Origin of the sequence: Moellerella wisconsensis (assembly GCF_022592395.1) — a bacterium.
Lineage (GTDB): Bacteria > Pseudomonadota > Gammaproteobacteria > Enterobacterales > Enterobacteriaceae > Moellerella > Moellerella wisconsensis.
In genome coordinates this window covers 3,157,927-3,183,388 of the sequence record NZ_CP093242.1, presented here as the reverse complement: position 1 = coordinate 3,183,388, position 25,462 = coordinate 3,157,927, and the positions used below count along the sequence as shown (strand labels likewise).

Annotated in this window: 22 protein-coding genes; 17 read left to right on the top strand and 5 right to left on the bottom strand. The window is 38.6% G+C overall.

Annotated features, from left to right (window positions below; translation table 11 throughout):
• Positions 1-122: 122 nt before the first annotated feature.
• The 8 genes from MNY66_RS13880 (at position 123) to MNY66_RS13845 (ending at position 4,909) form a co-directional block, all read left to right on the top strand.
• Positions 123-341 carry a hypothetical protein gene (locus tag MNY66_RS13880; RefSeq protein WP_053907512.1) on the top strand — a complete coding sequence of 73 codons (219 nt, stop codon included), beginning with the start codon at positions 123-125 and terminating at the stop codon, positions 339-341.
• A 202-nt stretch (positions 342-543) separates the two neighbouring features.
• Positions 544-1,308, top strand: a complete 765-nt coding sequence (locus MNY66_RS13875) for a hypothetical protein (RefSeq protein ID WP_241501095.1) — start codon at positions 544-546, stop codon at positions 1,306-1,308.
• 237 nt (positions 1,309-1,545) lie between these two features.
• Positions 1,546-1,764 carry a hypothetical protein gene (locus MNY66_RS13870; RefSeq protein WP_053907512.1) on the top strand — a complete coding sequence of 73 codons (219 nt, stop codon included), beginning with the start codon at positions 1,546-1,548 and terminating at the stop codon, positions 1,762-1,764.
• Between the two features lie 202 nt (positions 1,765-1,966).
• Positions 1,967-2,737, top strand: coding sequence for a hypothetical protein (locus tag MNY66_RS13865; protein WP_241501094.1), 771 nt, complete (start codon positions 1,967-1,969; stop codon positions 2,735-2,737).
• Between the two features lie 237 nt (positions 2,738-2,974).
• Positions 2,975-3,193 carry a hypothetical protein gene (locus tag MNY66_RS13860; RefSeq protein ID WP_241501093.1) on the top strand — a complete coding sequence of 73 codons (219 nt, stop codon included), beginning with the start codon at positions 2,975-2,977 and terminating at the stop codon, positions 3,191-3,193.
• A 311-nt stretch (positions 3,194-3,504) separates the two neighbouring features.
• On the top strand, positions 3,505-4,191 hold the full coding sequence (locus MNY66_RS13855; RefSeq protein WP_241501092.1) for a PAAR domain-containing protein: 687 nt from the start codon (positions 3,505-3,507) through the stop codon (positions 4,189-4,191).
• 24 nt (positions 4,192-4,215) lie between these two features.
• Entirely contained in the window at positions 4,216-4,554 is a 339-nt protein-coding gene (locus MNY66_RS13850; RefSeq protein ID WP_241501091.1) for a hypothetical protein, read from the top strand.
• On the top strand, positions 4,532-4,909 hold the full coding sequence (locus MNY66_RS13845; RefSeq protein ID WP_241501090.1) for a hypothetical protein: 378 nt from the start codon (positions 4,532-4,534) through the stop codon (positions 4,907-4,909). The genes MNY66_RS13850 and MNY66_RS13845 overlap by 23 nt, the downstream gene beginning before the upstream one ends.
• 149 nt (positions 4,910-5,058) lie before the next feature.
• Here MNY66_RS13845 and MNY66_RS17945 read toward each other — a convergent pair whose 3' ends face one another.
• Positions 5,059-5,187: a hypothetical protein gene (locus tag MNY66_RS17945; protein ID WP_269430907.1), complete on the bottom strand. Its 129-nt coding sequence runs from the start codon at positions 5,185-5,187 to the stop codon at positions 5,059-5,061.
• Between the two features lie 189 nt (positions 5,188-5,376).
• Between MNY66_RS17945 and relB the strand changes: the two genes are divergently transcribed.
• From relB to MNY66_RS18080, 3 genes are all read left to right on the top strand, one after another.
• Positions 5,377-5,601: a type II toxin-antitoxin system RelB family antitoxin gene (relB, locus tag MNY66_RS13840; protein WP_047257105.1), complete on the top strand. Its 225-nt coding sequence runs from the start codon at positions 5,377-5,379 to the stop codon at positions 5,599-5,601.
• A complete protein-coding gene (locus MNY66_RS13835; RefSeq protein WP_047257106.1) occupies positions 5,585-5,851 on the top strand; it encodes a type II toxin-antitoxin system RelE family toxin in 267 nt (88 codons plus the stop codon). The genes relB and MNY66_RS13835 overlap by 17 nt, the downstream gene beginning before the upstream one ends.
• A gap of 116 nt (positions 5,852-5,967) precedes the next feature.
• A complete protein-coding gene (locus MNY66_RS18080) occupies positions 5,968-6,174 on the top strand; it encodes a DUF7079 family protein (RefSeq protein WP_420915526.1) in 207 nt (68 codons plus the stop codon).
• 164 nt (positions 6,175-6,338) lie between these two features.
• Here MNY66_RS18080 and MNY66_RS13830 read toward each other — a convergent pair whose 3' ends face one another.
• Together MNY66_RS13830 and MNY66_RS13825 are read right to left on the bottom strand one after the other, a co-directional pair.
• A complete protein-coding gene (locus MNY66_RS13830) occupies positions 6,339-7,469 on the bottom strand; it encodes a slipin family protein (protein ID WP_414738794.1) in 1,131 nt (376 codons plus the stop codon).
• 18 nt (positions 7,470-7,487) lie between these two features.
• Complete coding sequence (locus MNY66_RS13825; RefSeq protein WP_047257108.1) at positions 7,488-7,703, bottom strand: hypothetical protein; 216 nt, start codon at positions 7,701-7,703, stop codon at positions 7,488-7,490.
• Positions 7,704-7,986: 283 nt separating this feature from the next.
• Between MNY66_RS13825 and rtcR the strand changes: the two genes are divergently transcribed.
• Both rtcR and rnz read left to right on the top strand, forming a co-directional pair.
• Positions 7,987-9,588: an RNA repair transcriptional activator RtcR gene (gene rtcR / locus MNY66_RS13820; RefSeq protein WP_241501089.1), complete on the top strand. Its 1,602-nt coding sequence runs from the start codon at positions 7,987-7,989 to the stop codon at positions 9,586-9,588.
• A gap of 29 nt (positions 9,589-9,617) precedes the next feature.
• A complete protein-coding gene (gene rnz, locus MNY66_RS13815; RefSeq protein ID WP_047257110.1) occupies positions 9,618-10,532 on the top strand; it encodes a ribonuclease Z in 915 nt (304 codons plus the stop codon).
• A 139-nt stretch (positions 10,533-10,671) separates the two neighbouring features.
• Here the strand turns inward: rnz and deoR are convergent, their stop codons facing one another.
• The gene (deoR, locus tag MNY66_RS13810; RefSeq protein ID WP_414738795.1) at positions 10,672-11,451 is read right to left on the bottom strand and encodes a DNA-binding transcriptional repressor DeoR; all 780 of its coding nucleotides are present in this window, start codon (positions 11,449-11,451) and stop codon (positions 10,672-10,674) included.
• 49 nt (positions 11,452-11,500) lie between these two features.
• Positions 11,501-12,169, bottom strand: a complete 669-nt coding sequence (gene deoC / locus MNY66_RS13805) for a deoxyribose-phosphate aldolase (RefSeq protein WP_241501088.1) — start codon at positions 12,167-12,169, stop codon at positions 11,501-11,503.
• Positions 12,170-12,491: 322 nt separating this feature from the next.
• Here deoC and rbsK point away from each other — a divergent pair, with 322 nt between their 5' ends.
• The 4 genes from rbsK to MNY66_RS13785 all read left to right on the top strand — a co-directional run bounded on the left by rbsK (position 12,492) and on the right by MNY66_RS13785 (position 25,311).
• Positions 12,492-13,412: a ribokinase gene (rbsK, locus tag MNY66_RS13800; RefSeq protein WP_047257113.1), complete on the top strand. Its 921-nt coding sequence runs from the start codon at positions 12,492-12,494 to the stop codon at positions 13,410-13,412.
• 185 nt (positions 13,413-13,597) lie between these two features.
• The gene (gene fucP / locus MNY66_RS13795) at positions 13,598-14,926 is read left to right on the top strand and encodes an L-fucose:H+ symporter permease (RefSeq protein WP_047257114.1); all 1,329 of its coding nucleotides are present in this window, start codon (positions 13,598-13,600) and stop codon (positions 14,924-14,926) included.
• A gap of 117 nt (positions 14,927-15,043) precedes the next feature.
• Entirely contained in the window at positions 15,044-16,057 is a 1,014-nt protein-coding gene (locus tag MNY66_RS13790) for an aldose 1-epimerase family protein (RefSeq protein ID WP_047257115.1), read from the top strand.
• Between the two features lie 284 nt (positions 16,058-16,341).
• Positions 16,342-25,311 (top strand): C80 family cysteine peptidase, encoded by an 8,970-nt coding sequence (locus MNY66_RS13785; protein ID WP_241501087.1) that lies wholly within the window; start codon positions 16,342-16,344, stop codon positions 25,309-25,311.
• Positions 25,312-25,462 lie beyond the last annotated feature (151 nt).

The following is a 25,462-nucleotide window of genomic DNA, read 5'->3' as shown; positions in this document are numbered from 1 at the left end:
AATGTTCTATAATCAAAAAAGAAAACATTTAAGATTGGGAAATATATCGCCAGTGCAATATGAGCATAAATTACAAAAAAACTGCCTAAAACAATCTCCAATTTTAGTTGCCCCTTACAAAAATGAGTATCGCACAGATTAAACAAGCACTTGCGAAATGTGGTCAATTAGAGCCTCATCAAAATGATGATGAACGTGCTCAACTTGCTGCTAAAGCCGTTGGGCTGTATTTGAACCAAGGTGTCTATAATCCCCCGATAACCTTTGGTGGCTATCGTCTATCGATTGTTAAAACACCCGAATTGGAATACAACATTGTCGCAGGTGGTGCGTTTGGTTAGTCTGCCGATGATGTTGTCTACGAGTGTCGCGAGCATGTTTTATCACTGATGGGGAATGAAACAGAGAAAACGGCAATGCGTGAAGTTATTCCTCCGTTGTTGTCCGTGCTAGTCGAAAGCAAGTTGCACGAAAATTTTGCGCAAAACGTCAATCAAAATGAATCATTAAAGCGCGCCCTTTTGCGCTATAGGGAGAGTGTCCGTGAAATTTCCGTGTCCTAAATCTGCATTAGCATCGCTATTCAGTCTGTTTTTTTTATCCGGATGCGCTCACAGTGAGGTCTTTTCACCGCCAGTGAGTGGTGAAAATCTTCATTTCAGTGCCACTGTTCCAAGTGAACTGGAAGCGTTACCCATTTCTGCTATGTACCGTTCTGAAATTTGCCGAAAAGCCCGACGAACCGCCAATATGGAGTCGAATAGCGTCCCTGGTTTTCATCGCGTCACTTATGTACTATCAATGGGACAGTCAAATCAAATGAAAACCAATATTCCCAAATCAGGGGGAGGTAAATGCGATTGGAAACTCAGTAATATAACGTTTGAAGTCAAACTCAAAGATCCGTCTAAGATAGATCCTTTAATTACTGAAAACTTTGGCGCGGAAGCCACTTTTGTGGTTGATCATAATGCCCCTCAAGTTTTTGATGGGGGGTTCGAAAAAAAGACAGGAAATATCAATGAAACATTAATTTTTTTTCCTCTTTTAAGTAAAGATTTTATGGGTGGTAATATTTTTGAATCATCCCTAATTGGTAAAAGTGATCCATTAACATATAAAGTTAGTATGTCGAATAGCATCAACCTAAATATCGTTTATAAAGAAAAGATGCTTTCAGTTTGGACTGGTAAACAAAATAATAATAGACCTTTTATGACTTACCCCAATGGCGATATCGTTTATGGAGAAGTTAGACCCGAATACAAAAAACTGATTGAGATATCAGAATCAAGCAATATTAAATAATATAGTATCCGAATGGTTTGTATCCCGCGTTTTTGTGGGGCATGCCCATTAACTTAAAATATTCATTACATATAATTACGGCCTCACGATTTCGTTTGTGTTAAAAGAAATGGTAAATATTCTATAATCAAAAAAGAAAACATTTAAGATTGGGAAATATATCGCCAGTGCAATATGAGCATAAATTACAAAAAAACTGCCTAAAACAATCTCCAATTTTAGTTGCCCCTTACAAAAATGAGTATCGCACAGATTAAACAAGCACTTGCGAAATGTGGTCAATTAGAGCCTCATCAAAATGATGATGAACGTGCTCAACTTGCTGCTAAAGCCGTTGGGCTGTATTTGAACCAAGGTGTCTATAATCCCCCGATAACCTTTGGTGGCTATCGTCTATCGATTGTTAAAACACCCGAATTGGAATACAACATTGTCGCAGGTGGTGCGTTTGGTTAGTCTGCCGATGATGTTGTCTACGAGTGTCGCGAGCATGTTTTATCACTGATGGGTGATGAAACAGAGAAAACGGCAATGCGTGAAGTTATTCCTCCGTTGTTGTCCGTGCTAGTCGAAAGCAAGTTGCACGAAAATTTTGCGCAAAACGTCAATCAAAATGAATCATTAAAGCGCGCCCTTTTGCGCTATAGGGAGAGTGTCCGTGAAATTTCCGTGTCCTAAATCTGCGCTAACATCGCTATTCAGTCTGTTTTTTTTATCCGGATGCGCACAAAGTGAGGTCTTTTCACCGCCAGTGAGTGGTGAAAATCTTCATTTCAGTGCCACTGTTCCCACTGAACTGGAAGCGTTACCCATTTCCGCCATGTACCGTTCTGAAATTTGCCGAAAAGCCCGACGAACCGCCAATATGGCGTCGAATAGCGTCCCTGGTTTTCATCGAGCGACGTATACACTGTTAACGGGGCAGTTAAATCAAGTGAAAGCCAATATACCCAAATATGGGGGAGGTAAATGCGATTGGAAACTCAGTAATATAACGTTTGAAGTTAAACTCAAAGATCCGTCTAAGATAGATCCATTAATATCAAAAAACTTTGGCGCGGAAGCCACTTTTGTGCTGGACAATAACGCTCCAGCGACTTTTGATGGAGGTTATGAGAAAAAATCAGGAAATATCAATGAGCAGTTAATATTATTCCCATTGATTAGTGAACGTTTTTTGGGAGAGCATGTAAAAAATTTTTGGTTGATAGGCAAATATGATGTCATTACATACAAAATATATAACGGTAAAAAAATTAATCTAACTATTTTATATAAAAAAAATTTCTTAACTCATTGGCAAGGAAGGAAAAGCCAAGATGGCGATACATCAATGATATATCCCGACGGAACCGTAATATATAATGGAAATACAAAACCCGAATACAAAAAACTGATCGAAATATCAGAATCAAGCAATATTAAATAATATAGTATCCGAATGGTTTGTATCCCGCGTTTTTGTGGGGCATGCCCATTAACTTAAAATATTCATTACATATAATTACGGCCTCACGATTTCGTGTGTGTTAAAAGAAATGGTAAATGTTCTATAATCAAAAAAGAAAACATTTAAGATTGGGAAATATATCGCCAGTGCAATATGAGCATAAATTACAAAAAAACTGCCTAAAACAATCTCCAATTTTAGTTGCCCCTTACAAAAATGAGTATCGCACAGATTAAACAAGCACTTGCGAAATGTGGTCAATTAGAGCCTCATCAAAATGATGATGAGCGTGCTCAACTTGCTGCTAAAGCCGTTGGGCTGTATTTGAACCAAGGTGTCTATAATCCCCCGATAACCGTTGGTGGCTATCGTCTATCGATTATTAAAACACCCGAATTGGAATACAACATTGTCGCAGGTGGTGCGTTTGGTTAGTCTGCCGATGATGTTGTCTACGAGTGTCGCGAGCATGTTTTATCGCTGATGGGGAATGAAACAGAGAAAACGGCAATGCGTGAAGTTATTCCTCCGTTGTTGTCCGTGCTAGTAAGCCTCGATTAATCCAATTAATGATTAACTCATGCCACATTCTCAATAACGGAACGATTAACTTGTAAATATAGCTTAAGAGATCAAAAATAACTCTTTAAACGAATCAGTTAAGGATAAGGAATGGTTCTAGGATTTTTTTACGGGTTGGCGATAAAACAACGTGCGGTGGTCAAATTCTAACGGGCGATCAGAGCATGCAATGGTATGGCGTTGCGGGCGCTCAAGAAGGGGATTTGGTCAGTTGCGGTAAGCATTCTGGGGCTTATCATATTATCGGTGGTATGAGTGACATGTGGCTTGAAGATAGGAAACATGCTGGCACATTAGAAAGCTTCAGTTCTTGTCCCTGCCATTCAACATTTATTCCCTCAATACCTGATTGTTATAGTAATGATGATGAGCCTGCTCAAGCTAAATCTTTTAGTGCCACAAATGAGATTATTAATCCTGTAAAGGAAATTACCAATACATCGCCTCAACAAGAAGCATCTCCTTTCATCTTACCTATTCAGAAAGTGTGTCGATATTGCCATCGCCCAATAACACTCAGCAATGCTTGTAAGCCTCAATTTCAAGACATAATCAGAGAGTTTATTGATGCCGGAAATGATATCAATGGCGTATTTAAAGAACTCTGTGACTATTACATCAAGCATTTTGATATCTGGAAAACAACATACATTGATACTATGTTTTCAGATTTACATGAAGTCATTGGGAAAAACTTTTATTCCTTACAGAAGGCAGATCAGAAACGATTTTGGCTTTTACATGGCAAGCAAGACAATACTCTATTTTATGGTGATAAATACAGTCTTCAAAAAGATGATCCAGGTTATGACAAAGTACAGCATATTATTGCAGGGTTATGGCTCGGCTAAAACTACACCGATGCCTCAGGAGTCATGACGGCATGGTCAGTTGAAAAAATAGATAGTTACAAAGCTATATTTGGTGAATTAACTAATACACGAAAAACTTATCAAATCGGCTTCGACTGGTATGATTATTCATTTACTGTAGCAGGTTCAGCGTTAGGTCACTTGCTTAAAAATGTCGATGATAACCGTTGCTTAAAAGCATTAACTAAGTTTGCAACCGAACAAGTAAGGTTTGATGCTTTTTATACCCCACCCAAATTGGATTACTTAGGTATGGGAAAAATTGATCCCATATTTCCTGTATCAGGTGGTAATTCTGAAAAAATAGACAAATCCCTCGATGAAATATTCAAAAATTTTTAATCGCTTAGTGAAGGTGAGTGTGTTTATTTTAATATGCTTTGCTTTTTATCAGTTTTTTTTTCGAGACTATTTATATCTCTCAGCTATTAGTGATAAGCCATCTATCCTCATAAAAATATGGGATGATAACGCACTATCGATAGGCGGTATTACTTACGATGATAGCAAAGAAACAATGGAACTAAGAAAGGAAGACATAAATCCACATGACAAATGGTATTTAAAGAATAAGAGAAAACTGACAACTAAAGAGCTAGATTGCTTAATATCAGGATTTTTTGCCACAGGAATCACTAATGGTCATGTTGACATAGTTTGTTATAGCAACAATGAAGATATTATTTACATAAATTAGGTTCCGATAAGCACCTTTATGTTAGATGACATGTAATATAACCAATTTAACTGACACCGAACTCTGTAAATTCGGGATTGAATCCTACATTATTCGCTCATCTAATGATGGTCAGGGTATAGAATTAAGTCATCTATACCCTGATTACTTCACTTACCTGTGGATTTACTCGGTTTTAACTCAGGTGTATTCCCCGGAGTCTCTTTATTATCGCGCCGACGTTGATCTGGTTTACCCGTCGATTTTGCGATGGGTTTCGGACCAGGTTTAAGACCCATAGTAATCTCCTTTTATTATTCTTAGAGGAAAGCCCTCAATATATACATATGAGGGCGTATTAAAAATAACCAAGGTGGGTAGTATATCGCCAGCTTAATATCAAACAAAAAAAGGATATTCTGGTCTTTCTAATGGTTTTCGACTACAGTTGCTATACAAGTATATCAAAGATAGAGTAGGGGGTAAGTATGTTAGCTATTCGTTTATCTGATGACATTGAAACACGTCTGGAGTCACTTGCAAAACAGACAGGAAGAACCAAAACGTTCTATGCGAGAGAAGCTATTCTCACCCACTTGGAAGACTTGGAAGACTACTATTTATCCGCTGAAACCATTGCAAAAATTCGTAGCGGTGAAGAGTTGATTCATTCGTCTGAAGAGGTGAGAAAAACACTTGGTCTGGACGATTAATTATTCTGAACGGGCGTTAAAATCTCTACGAAAAATGGATAAACAGAGTGCTCGCCGTATTGTCGATTTTATGGGTTTACGCATTGCAGCTTTAGATGATCCCCGACAGTTAGGCAAATCACTCAAAGGTGAACTAGGTGAGTTCTGGCGTTATAGAGTTGGTGACTATCGGATACTATGCGAGATAAGGGATGATGAACTTGTCATTTTGGCTGCTACAATAGGACATCGTCGTGAGATATATGAGTAAAAACTGTAATGGCCAACTAAAACTGGCCACCGCTTTAGAGTTTTTCCAATATCTTTTTTCAGATCCGTTTGGGGGTAACCCGCCGTTATATTCGTGAGGCCTGAGTGTGCTGAAATATCCGACTATATATAGCTTCTGTAGCCAAAAATTATCCTGTAAAACATATTGAATACTTATTTTTCAACTATGTAACTCCATCTTGCTACTATAATATAGTCACTCCTATTCCTTCAGTGATTTGCTTTTTTGATCCTGATGAGTTGCATTTGAATATCGAATCCATCATGAAAAGGGAAAAACTATCTATGGAAAGCTATGGATGAAGTTATTTGTCCGTTATCTCAAATATGAATTTAAAGATGAATGGCTTCAATTGAAGTCACTTATATAAAAATAATATTATAAATTATGGTGTTCATAAGCCCATTGATGTTAAACAGGCTATTTTTGGGTAATAAAGGCACCATTAGCAACAACATTATACCGATCACTGTTGGGTATCTTTAATATTAACTAATCCATTTAATACTCCGTCTAGTCCGCCATAAACTGAAATTTGATCAATCCGATGCGCGATATTCTCTAAGGTTTCCAGCTCTTTTAACCGTAGCGCCACCGGATTATTTTCCATCACTTTGGCAGTATTTAACAGCGAACGCGTGGCTGCGGTTTCTTCTCGACGACGGATAACGTTAGCTTGTGCGGCTTTTTCGGCTTCGATCACTTGAGATAAAAGATTACGCATATCGCCGGGCAAAATAATATCCTTCACCCCGATAGACTCAATGTTCAAGCCAAATTCCTGCATTTTTTGGCTAAGTTGCGCCATCATTAATTCATCGATAACTTGTTTGCTTTCTAACAATTCATCTAATGAACGAGTGCCGATGACTTCACGCAATGAGAATTGCAGTTCACGATACAGGTAATCAACTGGCTGGCTTAAGCGAGAACTGGCTTGCAGAATATCGGCATAGCACCAGTTAGCGGATAAGTTAATCCGTAATGTGACTTTATCGCGAGTCAATATTTCTTGTCCGCTCACTTCAATTGATTGATAGCGTGTATCTATAGTGTCAATTTCAATTGTGTGAGAGAAACACCAGTAGCCATATAATCCAGGGGCTAATAATTGCTGAACTTCCCCCCCGATTTTAAGCACCCCCACATGCCATGCCGGGATTTGGCAAATTAGGGTGTTTTCTAGCCCTTTAACCTCTTGGCGTGTGTTTAAGCGAGATAACAAATTGCTATCGATAACCACATTCTCGATGTTTTGTTGTTCAAGGGTGATAGCATTGCCGGTTTTCCAATATAAGCGTCGCGTCGCTGGGGGCAAAATCTCCACTAAACTTCCGTGTAAATAGAGTAATCCCATTTGGTCATCGCCGAGCTGGATATCAAGACAATATTGTTCTATCCATTTTGGATGATACTGTCTGAAATGCTCGGCTAATTTGCTATCAATAGGTTGATAATCAACCTCAAATAAAGTGACGGTTAATTTATTAAACCAATCAGAAAAACGGTATTCACCAGCGGGTAACAGTTGCTGATAGGTACCTGATTTAGCTAATAAGCCGATTTGACCTTGGGCAATGGTGATTTTTTTCATTATTTTATCTCATTTTAAATGTTAATCATCCGCCAGCCGGGTACCAATGCGAAATGCTTGGGGAGATAACAGAGGACGAAAACGTTGTCTGAAATCTTGCCGAGCATCCGGTATTGAGGCCGGGCTGTCGGTGGTGGCTAAATACTCTAGCCACAGAAAATTACCCTTGAAGGGGTTAAACACATATGAAGCGAATTCAGGAATCGAACCTGAGTTAACCATTGTTCGCTGAGTCATTCGACGGGCGGAATACCTGCGATGTAACGATTGAAATCGTCATCCATGCACCGGTTGGGGGGATTAGCCCAAACACTTCCAGTCGCGGACCAGAGTTTTAGTAATTGCGATAAACGTGCCAAGTTTGGATAAATAGGAAAAATATTTTTAATTTTATGATTTATAAAGAAAAAATAAGTTTTGTTTTTTTTGTGATATTATTTGGGCGCGCTATTTATTATTTTTTATTATCTTTTGATATCGTTATTTATAATATTTTATAAACTTTGATGGGTTAATTATTATGCAGCATAAGCGTAATGTGGTGATTGGAATGTTGGGCACTCAGCTGGATAAGCGGGGGAAAAAAGCAGATCGTTGGCATAAATGGAGGCCGACAATTGGCTTATGCCAACAACCTGAATTAGTTATTGATCGCTTTGATTTAATTTATCAGAGTCATGATTTTTCATTGGCGGAGCGAGTAAAAGCAGATATTGAACAAGTTTCGCCAAGAACTGATGTGGTACTGACTGACATTGAGATTGGCGATCCTTGGGATTTTGAGCAGGTATATAGCGCGTTACATGATTTTTCTAGCCGCTATTCCTTTGATACCGAGAAAGAAAATTATTTTCTGCATATCACGACAGGTACTCATGTCGCGCAGATTTGTTGGTTTTTATTGGCCGAAGCCTATTATTTACCGGCGAAATTAATTCAGAGCGCGCCTAGCCAAAATGACGCTGAAAAAAATCCGGCGGGTATTTATACCATTATAGATTTAGATTTGAGTAAATATAGCCATATTACCAGTCGATTCCTGCATGAGCAGCAACAACAAGTGGCTTTTTTAAAGTCGGGAATAGCGACACGTAATGTGGCTTTTAATCAAATGATCGAGAAAATTGAGCGAGTGGCATTATTATCAACCGCGCCAATTTTATTAAATGGCCCGACAGGGGCAGGGAAATCATTTTTAGCGCGTAGAATTTATCAGTTACGCCAGTCTCGTCATCAGGTAAATGGGCGATTTGTTGCTGTTAATTGTGCCACATTACGCGGTGATAATGCGATGTCGGCATTATTTGGCCATATTAAAGGTGCATTTACTGGCGCGATCCATCCCCGCAGTGGCTTACTAAAAGAAGCTGATGACGGTATTTTGTTTCTCGATGAAATAGCTGAATTAGGTTTAGACGAACAAGCAATGCTATTGAAAGCGATTGAAGAAAAAAGTTTTTTCCCTTACGGTTCTGATATTGAAGTCTCCAGTGATTTCCAATTAATTGCTGGAACTCATCGAGATCTGGCGCAGTGGGTTGAACAGGGAAAGTTTCGTGAAGATCTTTATACGCGCATCAATATGTGGACGTTTATGTTGCCCGGATTAGCGCAGCGGCGCGAGGATATTGAGCCTAATGTCGATTATGAATTGGCCAAATTTAGCCAATTACAACAAGCTAAAATTCGTTTTGATACTGAGGCTCGTGGGTTATATTTAAAATTTGCCTGTTCAGATACTGCATTATGGCGTGGAAATTTTCGTGAGCTCAGCGCGTCGATAACTCGGATGGCGACTTTTGCGCAGGCGGGGCGGATCACCGTCGAATTAGTGCAAGAAGAACTCGAGCGTTTACAATATCAGTGGCACGGGGCTAACTCTAGGTTGGCGATTTCTCCGATGATTTCCGATGAGTTAGCGCAGATCGATCTATTTGATCAATGCCAATTGGCAAAGGTGCTGGAGATTTGCCTGCAATCTTCGAGTTTATCGGAAGCCGGTAGAAAATTATTTGCTATTTCTCGTCAACAGAAAAAACAGCCGAATGATGCGGATCGATTGCGTAAGTATCTGGCACGTTTTTCGTTAGATTGGGAAACGATTAAACAGCCTAGTGAGTAGTAACATAGAAGATTAAGGTAGGAAAACCAATGCAACTGACTTTTTTGGGAACGAGTGCCGGCGTGCCAACTAAACGGCGCAATGTGACTAGCATGGTATTAAATTTAGCCGGGATCCGTAAAGCCTACTGGATGTTTGATTGTGGGGAAGCCACCCAGCATCGCATTCTTGATACACCGATAAAAACCCCAAAAATTGAGAAGATTTTTATTACTCATCTGCATGGTGATCATATTTTTGGATTACCGGGGCTGTTGTGTAGCCGCTCGATGGGGGGTTCTACCGATCCTTTGACTGTGTATGGCCCGAAAGGATTAAAAAACTATCTTGAAACGGTATTAGCGCTAAGTGCATCCTATATGACTTACCCGTTAGAAATTATTGAAATTGAGGCGGGACAACTTTTCGATGATGGTGATTTGATAGTTAGCGCTTACCCTTTAACTCATCGTGTTGAATGTTTCGGTTATCGGATCCAACAACATGATAAGCCTGGTCCATTAGATGCGCAAAAATTAGCTGCGGAAAATATTCCCAGAGGGCCGTGGATGCAGGCATTAAAGCAAGGTAAAAGTGTCACGTTAACCGATGGGCGTACTATTGATGGGCGAGATTATTTAGGCGCACCGCAAGCGGGGAAAATCTTGGCTATTTTTGGTGATACGCAGCCTACAGGCGAGGCGATACATTTAGCGGCAGACGCTGATGTCATGATCCATGAAACGACGTTGGAAACAGCGATGGAAGAAAAAGCCAATCATAATGGGCATTCATCGACTCGGCAGGCGGCTGAATTAGCTCGAGATGCTGGGGTTAAACGTTTTATCGCGACCCATATTAGCGGGCGTTATGGACCTGAGGATATTGGTCGATTGCTGGTGGAGTGTCAGGCTATTTTCCCCGCCACGGAAATAGCCGAAGATTTTTTAACTATTGATATCTAAGCGAGAGATATCTAATAGTTTTATATTTAAGCAATGGCTATTTAAGCGATAAATAAATTAATTTATTGTTTTAACCTATCGATATTAGCGTGATAAGTGATCAATACCGATTATAAAAAAGAGTCGAATGATCAAGTTTTCAATAAATGATTTTTACGAAACCGTTCCGGCAATATTCTTCATATTCATCGCTCAGTTTACGATTGGTTATCACGACATCAAATTGTGCGAGATCGCCCATATTCGCGGTGGCAACTTCATCGAATTGATTATATTGCGCTAGCAGGATCTTCCTGATCGACTTTTCCATGGCTTTGTTTTTCATCGGTAAATCATCCAAATTATAGCAGGTTACCCCATAGCTGGTATGAATGCCGGAGGCGGAAATAAAAGCTTTTTTAGGATTGATCGAGTCGAGTAAGCTGGGTTGGGTAGGACTGTAAAAAGAATCACTTTTAGGTCGATATTCACCGCCACACAGTAAGGTGGTGGCATTTTTCTTCTGGCTGAGGGCTAAAAATACGTTATGTGAGTAACAAATTCCTGTGAAATTTATTTCATCGGGGATCAGGGCGATCAGCGTTGCCATCTCCAGACCATTGTCAAAAAAGATCACATCACCTTCACGTACCATGCCGGCAGCTAAATTGGGAATATGTAATTGCGCGGTTTTATCGGGGGTAAAAACATGTGCTATTGGTTGTCCATCAGCCGGGAGGATAGGTGGTTGAGCAACAGAAACAATATATCCGCCAAGTAATGACATGGGGATAGGGCCTTCAGTCTCCGCATTTAAATCGCGACGAATGGTCATTTCAGAGACTTCTAAAATTCGTGCGGCTTCTTTTAAATGAATTCTGCCTGAACGTTTTAAACATTCACTTAAGCGGCGAAGGCGTTCTTTTTGTTTTGTTTCTATCACCGAGTCATCCTTTTTAAGGGGGCGCGGACAAGCCGCGCCGGGTTGTTTAGTAGTCACTCTGGGCGGTATTTTCTCCGGAAACGATAGATATGCTGGCACTTGCACCGATCCGGTTAGCACCTGCTTTAACCATTTTTATGGCTGTTTCGCGATCACGTACTCCGCCAGAAGCTTTAACCCCGATTTTGTCACCGACAATGCTACGCATTAAAGCAACATGCTGTTCTGTTGCGCCCATTGTACTGAATCCTGTTGAAGTTTTCACAAAATCGACATTAATTGTGCGGCAAATTTCACAAACTTGAACAATTTCTTCGTCAGTCAGTAAGCAAGTTTCTAAAATAACTTTCAGCGTAGTATCACCACAAGCGGCAGATACGGCAGCGATATCTTGCTTAACGAAGTCTAATTCTCCAGCTTTTAGCATGCCGATATTGATAACCATATCAACTTCATTGGCACCACGACGAATAGCTTCAGCTGCTTCAAAGGCTTTAGCTTCTGTTAGGCAAGCTCCCAGAGGAAAGCCAACAACACAACAAACATTGACGTCACTGTTGGTTAAACATTCGCTTGCCAAGGGGACATAACAGGTATTGACACAAACAGAGGCAAAGTGATATTGCGCCGCTTCAGCGCACAGGGTTTTTATTTGCGCGGGCGTGGTATCGGCAGCTAAAAGAGTATGGTCAATATATTTCGCTAAATCTTGCATGTTAAACCGTCCTATAAACAAGTGAGATAACCCGTCATACTTCAAGTTGCAGTCTTTTTACTGAGATAGCTGGCTTCGTTCAGTCACTTAATCAATTACCTGTTTGGCTATTGCAGCGTAAGTCGATGTAAATGGCTTGATTTCCGTCTTCCTGCCCTTCGAATTATTGTCGGGGATAGATAAGTTAATTAGGAATGTAAAAATGTGTCGTATATAACACTTCAACATTCGGTATTCGAGATCCTAATCACAAATGATATTTTTGCAACATGATAATGTTATTATTATATCATTATGTGATTTATTTAACACGAGGGATAAAATGGATATAGCAGTTATAGGTTCAAACATGGTTGATCTGATCACTTATACCAATCAGATGCCAAAAGAGGGCGAAACCTTAGAAGCGCCGTCATTTAAAATTGGTTGCGGTGGTAAAGGGGCGAATCAGGCGGTTGCTGCGGCAAAATTGAATTCAAAAGTTATTATGCTGACCAAAGTTGGCGATGATATTTTTGCTGATAATACCATTCGTAATTTGGAATCTTATGGCATTAATACTCGATATGTCGAGAAAGTTCCTTGTACTTCAAGTGGTGTCGCCCCGATTTTTGTTAATCAAAACTCGGCCAACAGTATTTTGATCATCAAAGGGGCCAATAAATTCCTGTCTCCGGAAGATATTGATCGTGCGGCTGAAGATCTCAAAAAATGTAAACTGATCGTGTTGCAACTTGAAGTTCAATTAGAAACAGTTTATCACGCCATTGCTTTTGGTAATAAAAACAAGATCCCTGTTTTATTGAATCCGGCACCGGCTCAACGTTCGTTAGATTTAGAGTACGCTTGCCGTTGTGATTTCTTTGTGCCTAACGAAACCGAGTTAGAAATTCTGACCAATATGCCGGTTAATTCAATTGATGATGTTCGTCGAGCATCACAATCTTTGTTGGATAAAGGATTGAAAAACGTCATCGTCACTCTGGGGGAAAAAGGGGTGTTGTGGATGACCAAAGATAGTGAAGTTCATGTTCCGGCTATCAAAGTAAATGCGATTGATACCAGTGGTGCAGGTGATGCCTTTATTGGCTGTTTCTCACATTATTATGTCCATACTGGTGATATCGAAGAGGCTTTGAAAAAAGCGTCACTATTTGCCGCATTAAGTGTGACAGGCAAAGGAACACAATCTTCATATCCAAGTATTGAGCAATTTACCGAGTTTGTTCAGCTTAATAGTTAAAATAGTTAAAATAGTTAAAATAGTTAATAACCCTATACCCTAATATTTAGGTAAGCAGAAGAACGGCAGCAATATCCCGAAATAATTCGGGATGGATGCCTGTACCCATAATAAATAAATCTGCTCCCATATATATTCTCGAATATAAATAGATAGGGTAATAAATTATAAATATAAGGTTTGCTATGAACATTAAAAATATCACTCAATTACCTGACGGTTATTTGAGTAGAACACCTCTGTTTCAATTTATCCTACTCTCGTGTTTATTTCCGCTATGGGGCTGCGCTGCGGCACTTAATGATATTTTAATCACACAGTTTAAAAGTGTTTTTGAACTCAGCAACTTCGCTTCTGCATTAGTCCAGAGTGCGTTTTATGGCGGTTATTTTTTAATTGCCATTCCTGCTTCGTTAGTAATTAAAAAAAGCAGTTATAAAACGGCAATTTTAATTGGATTAATATTGTATATTGCGGGTTGTTCTCTGTTTTTCCCTGCATCACACATGGCGACCTACACCATGTTTTTAGCGGCGATATTTTCAATTGCCATTGGGTTGAGTTTCTTAGAAACCGCCGCTAATACCTACAGTTCCATGATTGGCCCTAAACAATATGCAATATTGCGCCTTAATGTCAGTCAAACGTTTTATCCTCTTGGTGCCGCGGGCGGTATTTTATTAGGAAAATATTTGGTTTTCTCTGAAGGTGAAAGTTTACAAAATCAAATGGCGGGGATGTCTGCGGAACAAATTCATAATTTCCGTCTGATGATGCTGGAAAATACTCTAGAACCGTATCGTTATATGATTTTTGTTTTAATCGTGGTAATGGCGCTGTTCTTATTAACTAAATTCCCTAAATGTAAAGTGGCAGAAACTACTCATCATAAAGGTCCTTCTGCGTCTGAAACCTTAAAATATTTGGCTAAAAATAGCCGTTTCAAAAAAGGTATTATTGCTCAGTTCTTATATGTTGGTATGCAAGTTTCTGTATGGTCATTTACTATTCGCTTGGCATTAGAAATGGGCGATATTAATGAACGTGATGCATCAAACTTTATGGTGTATAGCTTTGGGTGTTTCTTTATTGGTAAATTTGTGGCCAATATTCTGATGACCCGTTTTAATCCTAATAAAGTGTTAATGATGTATTCGGTCATTGGTGCGGCTGTATTGGCTTATGTTGCCTTTACTCCTAGTTTCACGGCGGTATATGCCGCGGTTGCTGTCAGTATTTTGTTTGGTCCTTGCTGGGCAACGATTTATGCCGGCACATTAGATACTGTGGATAATGAACATACTGAAATGGCGGGAGCGGTTATTGTGATGGCGATTGTCGGGGCTGCGGTTATTCCTGCAATTCAAGGTTATGTTGCTGACGCATTGCACTCGTTACAATTATCGTTCTTAGTCACTATGGCGTGCTTTATTTATGTTGGATTCTATTTCTTTGGTGAACATAAATATAAAGTGGCTAATCCGATTGACGCGGTTGTTCCTGCAATAAAATAGTTCGCTAAAGTGATTAATCTAGCTATTAATGAATAAAAGTACGGGGAGAAAACATCACTCCCCGTCAAAAACTTAGTCAGCAGTATGAACTTATCTTACTCTTGATGGACATATAAAATGAAAACTATAATCGCTCTACATAAAACGGTTTTTACTGAAAATCCTACCTCTGTTCTATATAACGATGATTTTAAAGTCACTGCCTTTAAATATTCTTCAGGTGTTGAAGGCTTAAGAATTGAAAATAATAAAGGCTATCTGACAATTTTACCTTTTTTAGGCCAGATGATTTGGGATGCTGAATTTTGTGGCAAAAATCTTAAAATGGAAAATATGTTTGCTGAGCCAAAAGCAGTGAAAACTGTGGTGGAAACCTATGGTTGTTTTGCATTTCATTCTGGCTTAATTAGTAATGGTTGCCCATCTCCTGAAGATACCCATCCATTGCACGGTGAAATGCCTTGCGCGGAGATGAACTCGGCATGGTTAGTATTGGATAAAGACAGTATTGCTATTCATGGTGAATATGAATATGTGATGGGTTTTGGGCACCATTATTGTGCCTCTCCATCGGTTACGTTACAGGCTAATAGTGCTTTATTTGATATAAAAATGTCGGTGACTAATTTGGCATCGGTGGCGATGCCGTTACAATATATGTGCCATATGAATTATGCCTATATTGATAATGCTCAATTAAGCCAAAATATTCCGTCTGAAGCTATTAGTTTACGCGAATCAATCCCGGGTCATGTTCAACCAACTGAGCAATGGTTAGCCTTTAATCAAGCGATTAAAACCGGTGCCGTTAAGCTGGATGTATTGGATCAAGCGGCGTTATGCGATCCTGAAATTGTGTTCTTTATGGATGCGTTGGCGCAATATACTGAGCAACCTGAATTTATCATGCAAGCACCTGATGGTACTGAGTTTATGACGCGTTTTAATTCAGCGGAACTGAATTATGCGACGCGTTGGCTGCTGTATAATGGAGATCAAAAAGTCGCTGCTTTTGTTTTACCTGCTACCTGCCGACCGGAAGGTTTTTTAGCGGCAAAGCGCAATAATAGCTTAATTATGCTGGCTGCGGGAGAAACCAAGAGTTTTACCGTAACTACTGGTATAAAGTAATATTTTCAATGCATTATTAATTGAGATAAAACAAAATGGGAGCTGATAGGCTCCTTTTTTGTTTTTTAGTATTACTTTATGTTAATGCTTAAGTTATTTCATATGTAAATTTAATTGATGTGTATAATAATTCAAATTAAACATGCTTGGTTTGATTCAATCTAAATTAAATCGTAATAAACATTATATCTTAATTGTTAATTAGCTAATTTTATTTTTATTAATTGTTTGGTAATTTAAATGAGACAATATTTAAATTATCACTCTAATTATAAGGATATAATATGCCCGTTAATAATAAATCTGTTAAGCAAATAGGTTTTAATCAATCAGATGCTATTATGTATATACAAGCAAATAATCAATCTGCTTATGTGAAAAAATTAATGACTGAACATGGTCAAAACAAAGCAGCTCATGATGGGTTTTGTTTTGGTTTTTCTGCATCCTATTTGTTATATGCTGCTAATGGGCAGGGTGAGGAATATTTAAAGTTATTAGGTGATTTATATACAATAACCCATAAAAAAGACGTGTATTTTGGTGATCTTTATAGGATTCGAGAAGAAGCCAAAGAAATACATGCTAAATCATTATTTGTAAAGTTAATTAATGAAGTGGTTTCAATTCAAACAAATCATGTAAATACGGTTAAAATGGCCAATTATTATAGATATATAGATAACTCTGAAAATATAATGATTACTCATGATGATTTTGAAAAACATTTAGTTACTGTATTAGATAAATATCAAAGTATGTATAGTGATGAAGGGGATTTACTTTATAAATCTTTTATCGAACAAATGAAAGTATCATTGAAAAAGTATTATCCTGCATTGTTAGCTAAAAAAGATTCTGATTTAACCAATGAAGGTAGAGAATTACGATTGGATCCTTTATTAATTGAACTTCAGACTCATTTTGGTGAACGGTTAAGTAGCTTAGAAAAAAACTTTACTATGGAGGATACTAAAACATTTCTTAAAGTTTTGATTATAGACACGCAAAAAGAAATTGTTAATAGAATGATATCATCAAATAAAACCAATGGGATTATATTTGATAGTAAAGAGCATCCTCATCAAATAAGCAATGATTATGAGATAAGAGTTAAACTTAGTGAATTTACAAGAAAAATAGCCAGTTATACTAATAAAGAAAAACCTCTTTTATATCAATTCCTTAGTGATGAGCATGTTATGGCGATTAAAGTTGATTATAATAAAGGATTATGGAAATACAGTTTTTTTGATCCAAATACTGGATTAAAGAATTTTAGTAGCAAGAAAAATTTCATCTCTTATATAAAAGATGTTGTAAAATCAAACAGTGAGAATTATGGGTTTCCTGATTTAGGCAATGGTGACTACTTAGTCTATTATTCTAGTTATGAATTAGACACTAAAATCAGCACCCGAAAAAAGCTAACTCAATTAAATGAATTAGATATTAAGATTACTGAGAATACATTGTTGGCGGAAAGAAAAATCAAGGTTAACCTTAATGGTGATAAGACTAAAATATTAACCTATGAAAGTTTCAACCCTGAAACTAAAATTGCCCAGTTAACACTTACTCAAGATAATAAAAAAACCACTATTTATACGGATATTTTAGATAGTGTTGATTTTAAATCCAGTATTCAAGCAAACTTAGAAACATTAAAAAAAACAAAAAATAAAATATTTATTAGTAAAAATGATGCTTTAGTTTATAACGTTAATAAAAAGTCACTGATCAACAAAATTGATCCTACTAATACCTCTCAATTATTTGGAAAACCAGTTGCCCAGTTAGATAAAGGGTTTAGTGATATTTATCAAGCTGATTTATCATCTCATCACCCTGGTTCTTTTGCCGGCGAGCATACACCTTCCACGGAGAATATAAATAACTGGCATAATCCGCTGGATTATATAGATGCCGTAAATACTAGCCTACAAATGACTAAGAGAGTGATTAATCCCACTGAATATGCACATAATATTTTTATCCAAATCGCGGGTGATCAGGATGCGGCATTAGGTACAGCGAAAGCGATGCTTAAACATCCAGATAACTCAACGGTTATTCAATATGATATCCCAACTAAACAGTGGAAGGTTTTACAGGGGGCACTAGATACCCCAGTGGTAGGAAAGATACGATGGGTGGTTATTGGCCATGGTAATCGTACTGGAAAAAAAACACCCACGCTTTTTCAAGGCAATACAGCATTAGAATTTGTTGAGGGGATCAAACATTTAAACACCACGCTATTATCCAATTATGAGCCTAATAAAATGGTGTTATTAGGTTGTCATTTGGCACGTGGTGGTATTGTTGAAAACTTTGCGCTTAAAGCAGCTCAGTTATTTTCACAACAAGGAATGGAGATACCGTTGGTTGCTTACAATCGCAAAGTAGGGATCGACGTTTCAGGGAATAAGTTCTTTTGGCATCATGATAGTTCAGATATAACCACACAAACTAAAGAGCATAAATATATTTATCAATACGATAAAGTCAGCGGGCAAGTATCTATTAATAATAAGCCAGCGGCTTTACATTTTATCGATGAATTAAGACACGGTGAAATTGAATTATGGCAATTAGTGGGTGCTGATGAGACCAACTCATTAAAGTTACTTAAAAATTCCAATAATCAGTTAGATTTTGACTTAATTAAAAAAGTGGCATTTCATAATGAGGGATATAAAAAATTCTTGCAGGTGATTACGCAGCCGCAATTTTCAACCGCCCAAGAATTACAGCAGCAATTATTGACTCAACTAGAGCCGCTTAATATTGAGCACATACCGTTGTGGAGAATGATCGACCCGCAGCCTCTATCAGACGGTAATCAGGCCGTGACTGCGAAAGATAATAAAAAATTATATCTGGTGATCCGTACTGGTGATGGTGATATTTCACGCTCGCAAGCAGAACGTGTGGCTGCGGCTTTCCCTGAAAATACATTAGTTATTCAACTAAATACCAATAATCAGCAAATGATGGTGGAGTATGGTGATGTGCATAAACTGGCATTATTACCAGAACAACAATGGTTATTGTTGCAAAATTCTTCATCAGCGGAAAATTCAGCTCAGCTGATGGCCGACAGCTTAAAAAAACTGCAACAACACTATTTGCTGAGTAATCCGGAGAAAATCGTTTTTGCATCAATAACTGAAAAAAGTTCACCCGCGAACATTGATCAAGGGCCATTTACCCAACAATTAGCCGAGTTACTGGAGCAAAAAGGCTTCAATACACCGATTGAAGTGCAGCATATCGTTGATAGCCCTCCTGATTTAGCGGTGGATGAACATGGCAAGGTAGTGATTGATGGGGAGTTGTCTCAGGATAATCAAACACCACATCAACAGGTGGATAGTTTACTAAAAAAATTAGCTTTAGATGATATATTGCCGTCTAAAATGACTCTGGAGAGTCACCCTTATCTTAAACACTATTTTACGGATGCTGAAGGTCAGCTAGATAATCACAAATTACAGGTGGCTTTTAATGATCCGCTGCTGAGTTCGCGTATACATCAGTTTCTTAATCAGAATATCGATGATGCTGGTTTAGCGCAGAGTCGCTGGGATGCACTATTTGCGGTCGATACAGCGGGAACATTACAACAACATGCCGCTGATATTACTAAAATTATTACGGCAATTAGTGATAATCCGGGCATATTGCCAGTACTCAGTGAAACCTCGATTCAACGCCTGAGTTTATTATTTCCTGCCAATAATGGTGTTAATCATGGAGATATTATCGATTTAATTAATCATCCCAAGAAATTATCCTTGTTTAAACATAATTTAGCTACCTTCGCTGAGTTGAGTGCAGATAATTTTACCGGTGAACAGGGCGCCTTGAAAAATTTGACTTTATTTCAAGCGCTAGAAAAGCATGCGGTGAGCCTTGGGGCTCGATTAAATGATTTTTCTCAGTTGGTTAATATCGCCAAGAAATATGCGCCTGGTAGCCAGATTCGCTTGATTAATCACGGAATTTATCAAAAAACTGGTGCAACGCCTCATAGTGATCATCAATTAGGGGTATTTTACAGCATGTTACGTCAGGGGGCGTCACCTGATTACACCTTAGCTTACTTGGAACGCATGACTCAACTCGAGCAGCAGCAACGTCGAGGAACATTATCGACGACAGAAAATGATTTACTGACCAAGATGCAACAATTGAATCTATCGGCCACAACGCACTTAGATAAGTTATCTATTACAATCGAAAATCAATCAATTCACCATCAATTATTGGCGATGACTCGTAACAGCACCTTACTATTAAAAGGTAAATCGACCACTTATACCGTGAGCTATCACTCACAATATGGTAAGGATGATTTAAGCTTTTTTGATCCCAGTGGTGTGGAGTTACGCCTCAATATTCATCAGCAAGGCGCATCGGAGTATAAATTTGCTGAAATGGTGATGAGCTATCTCAATGAAGAGATTGAACAAGCCGATAAAAGTCGGATTTCACGCGGTAAGCTCGCGGGCTTTGATATGGATGAAAATAAAGACTTCAGAACAGATATTCAGCAGGTGGATCATCACCGTTTTGATGATGAGTATTTTAAGCTAATTGATCCTTTCTTAGATAAAAGTGATCTTATTATTACTCATGCTCATTTTGATGAGCCACAGAACCGATTCATTGATTTTCATAATGAGAAAATTTCATTACATACTTTACAACATCTAGGCGCAACAATTGCCGGTAATCCGTTGACGGGTGACAATATTTATACGGTTGATGGTCTAAAAAATATACGTTTTAATGCCGGAAAGTTGGCGGCGGCATTAACGTTGATGGACGGCAGTGAGCACGACATCACTCTGTTAAAAATTATACGCAAGCAAATTGATGTTCAGGGTATTAACCGAATCGTTGATCATTATGCTGATTTTACAGACAGTGCGGTGATTGGTAAGCAACTGAGTTATATTCAGAAAAATATTGATGTAGACAGTGTCACTGTCAGTGCGGCAACTTTAGACCATTTACGCAGTTCGGGGATTAAACTCCCTCGGTATTCTCGAATTGCTAATCGAGCTGGGCAAGTGATGGGCGGTATAGGGGCTATTATGTCCTTGATTTCATTAGCTACCCAGCTAAAGCGGCTAGATAATCCAGATATAACCCCCGAAGAACTGGCTGAAGTTGAAAAGAATATTTATCTGACCTGTGCTTCGGCTTTCTTTAATTATGGCGATATGATTTTACAGCCGATGTTATTAGAACTGGCATACGCTAAGACCGGATCTTTTAATATTGCGAGTACGATCGCCGCCAAAGTGGTGATTTTATTTAATTTAGTGGGTATCGGGTTAGATATTTATCAGGCGTATGATGCTTTATCTAAGTTAGATGGTGTGACTGATGTTAAAACCCGCCAGGATTTATTCGTTAGCGCCGGTTTATCCATCGGCAGTGCGGTTGTGGGGGGGCTCACTGTGGTGGGTATTTTGGCCGGTTCCTCTGTTATTCCCGTCGTGGGGTTAGTCATTGGTGGTGTACTGTTAGTCGGGGGGATGATTTATAATGGTGTGCGTGCAGTCGAACGTATTACTGATGAAATTAATATTTCACTGGAGCGCCAAATTGAAGAAGGATTCCGTGGTATGTTGGGTTTCGATCCAACCCTGCGCTCACAACAAGAAATGAGCTTAAAACGTTATAGCGAAGGATCCCAAAAGGCCTATTGGGAACATGAATTAGCCTATTTCAAGACAGCGATTTATCCCTCTGGATTTGAAAGCCACCTCAGTGTCATTGAAACACCACGATTAATTGATGCACCACGGTATTATTTAATTGATAAATTAGGCAATTATTTTGGGGGAAAATTAGGTCGGCATGCAACACCTAACCACGGTGTTCAAATTGGATATACCAAGCATGAAGCCCCCACATTTAGCCAACAAGAAGCCGATCTTTTATTAGCGGATTATCATTTATGGGAGAATGGTAATGCCCGTTTAACGCGTGCTGTCGATAAAGATTGCGATCATAAATTTACTAAGCTGAAAAAAGATTTAATTGATTATCAATGGGTGGGTGGTCAGGAAAGTGATGATATTTTAGTCTTGAATTCGGCGTATAACAATCCATTATTAACTGAATTTATGCAGCGCCAAGGGCTGAGCCAATCTCAGCTTGAACAACCTATTGAGCGTCAATTAGCCTCATCAAAGGCACTGGCATGGAATATATTTTCCTTAAGAGATAAATACGCTACTGTCCTTGGCCCTAATTTATCCATGGACGAAATTCTTCGCCATTATTTTAAACAAATTAAGAATGATATCCCTAATGTCGCGCGCTATTTAACGAGCCAGCGTTTGAAAGGGCTGAGTATTAATACCGCGACCGGTAATGATGTAGTCATAGGGAAAATGAATGAAATAAATGCGGTGCAAGTTTTTGCCGGGCAAAAATTTGTGGTTGGGGGTAACCGGAACGATTATTTCTATTTAAGAGATCATTCGCTGATTTCATTATCTGCCCGCGGTGAGAATAGACCGACTAAATATTTTGATGGTCAAGGTGGCAGTGATAGCCTGATTATCAATGAACGCCCAGAGGCTTATTCAGTCGAGGTTGATTTGGACAATAACCGAGTGATTTATCACAGTGAAAATCGAGAAAAATCGCTCGATGCTGCACATATCCAACATATTGAAAATATTATTATCCGCGGTAATAGCGATGATATTGTTCGAGGTAATGAGCAAAATAATGTTATTGATGGTTCGTTAGGAGACGATAAGCTTTATGGCTATAACGGTGATGATAAATTAATTCTGGCAACCGGTTATGCGAATGGCGGCGAAGGGAATGACAGTTATCATTTACGTCGCTATGAATGGCATCGCCAATTAAATAATTTTTCTCGTATCGAGAAACGTTATGACGCTAAAACTAAACGTTTTAGCGAACATAAGGTAATAAATTCCCAATATCGTGATTTGAATTCCACTGAATATATGAGACAGGTGGTGTTAGATGAAGATACACTCTCTGAAAGTACCGTTGATTTAGAATATTCATTGAATGAAATTACTGAGATGTCAGTTAATGGCACCAGTCTATTTATTACCTTTAATATGCCATCTTCCACTATTGAAGGTGTTGATTTTTCAAAAGTAACTAGTAAATTACGGCTTGAATTGAAAAATGTTTATATCAATACCGGTGATGGGCGAAAAGTTCGTCATCGGTATATGCTTAGAACGCGCGATGGATTTTTATTAACCAGCCAGTTAGGTGATTTAGCTAAGGATAATACGGCTAATATTGACCGTGATTTATTCAGTATTACCTACTTGCAAAATAATGATCAGCTGTCAGTTGACCCAGAAAAATCTATCCAGTTTGATGAATCTCTCGGCAAATTAACCATTGATAACAAGCGGACGTATACCACGCCAAGCTGGGGGAAATTTAATCCTATCGGGCAGGGAATGAATGTTGTTTACACCGGGAATGACGATAATAATCAAATGAGCCATCTTGGTGCAGGAAATAAAATTTACGTTAGCCATGGGCAAGATATTTATCAGCTTAATCAAGCCTTTGATCGCGGAGAAATTATTTTTGATTTTTATCGAGTCAAAGATTGCTATACCGCTAAAGATACTATCGTATTGATACTACCGAATGAGAATGGCTATATGCTCTCAATGTCTGGTCAGACACTGCGATTAATCGATGCCTTTGGTGAGCAAAGATTGGCGGTTCGCTTTGCTAATTTTGATGATAAAATAGCCAAAAAAGTAATTATTCAGGATAAATATAGCAACGTATTTAAGGTTAATTTACACCCTGAAGGGAGTAATGTAACGCCATTATATTCACCAAATCAAAGTACTGAGCATGGCGATGTGATTACTTTGCCGCAAGGTTATCAAGATATTAGTGGTGTTATTGATGGTATGGAAGGGAATGATGTTATTAGCGATAATAGTCAGCAAGGGCGAATTATTCGCGGCGGGGCTGGCAATGACATTATTAAGGTCTTGGGAGGCTATAACGTTATCTATGGTGGGCAAGGCAATGATTTTCTGTATGGCGGCGCTCAATCAGACTTTTTACTCTCAGATGACGGTGATGAGCTACTGGCGGGTGGAGGCGGTGATGATCATTATCTGGTTGACGGCCGCGGTAAGGGGACGGTTGAAATAGACGATGATATCGGCGATAACCACATACATTTGCTTAATTTCACCGAGGGTTATACCACCGAAGTGCTGAAAAATGGCGCTCTGATGCATTGTTATACCTCCACGACTGGACGTACAGTCAAAATTAAACAGCCTTCGGTTTCTCAATTATCGGAAGCTAAAAATGCCCATAATCAAGTCCATCATTATGCACAGCTCCCTGAGAAATTCCAAACGTTAGTCGAGGTTAATTTATCGCCGCTGGTTAATTATCTAACTGAAAAGTCACAACAAAAGAAAATCAGTAGTGAATTCTTGTTATGGAAACCCGCGAATGGAATGGACGGAGTATTAATCGGCAGCGATAAGTTATTAACTACTTATGCTGTTGATAATAAACTGACTTTAACTCAAGATCATCGTCGCAGCGACTGGCTTGTTGAGTTTGATAATCATCCTATGGCCATTGTCGATAACAGTGCTCAAGGTCGAGTTTTTAAAGGCAGTGACGCAGACGATCAATTACAAATTACGGGCAACGCAAATAATTTGCTATACAGTGGGGCAGGGAATGATCACTTCACGGCGGGTGACGGTGATGATCTGTTCATTTCGCTTCAAGGGCAAGATACATTCAATGGTGGTGCAGGGAATGATAGCTATTTAGTCGATGGTAATGGTCAAGGCGATGTTATTATTGAAGATACCTTGGGCAGAAATCATCTGCATTTAATTAATTTTAAATCTGAGCCTGTCGGTAGAACGAAATCATTATCCGGTAATCGGATAGAACAGATGTATCAGTCAAACAGTGGACGGAAAGTTTTTATTCGTAAAAGTCGAGGTTTTGTGGCGGTAGTTAGTGATATCCAGGTTCATCATTATCAGCAAATGCCCGACAGTATTCCCGACAGTAAAGGACAGACCACCGACGAGGTGATAGATAAATTGATCAGTAATATGGTCAGTTTACGTGAAGCAGTAGAAATTAGTCATGCCGCAGCATCTGAAGCAGAAAAGAAAGTTTGGTCTCCTGCAGCGGTCTTTGAGCATAGAATGAATGCAGGCTAACAAATTAATTTAAAGCTTGATAATTAAATTATCACTATATTTTTCATAAACGATTGAATTTCAATTAATTCAGTCGTTTTTTTTATTTTATATCGAGTAAATAGTATTTTTTATTGTATTATATTAAATTAACATAAGAAAGCGCATTGGT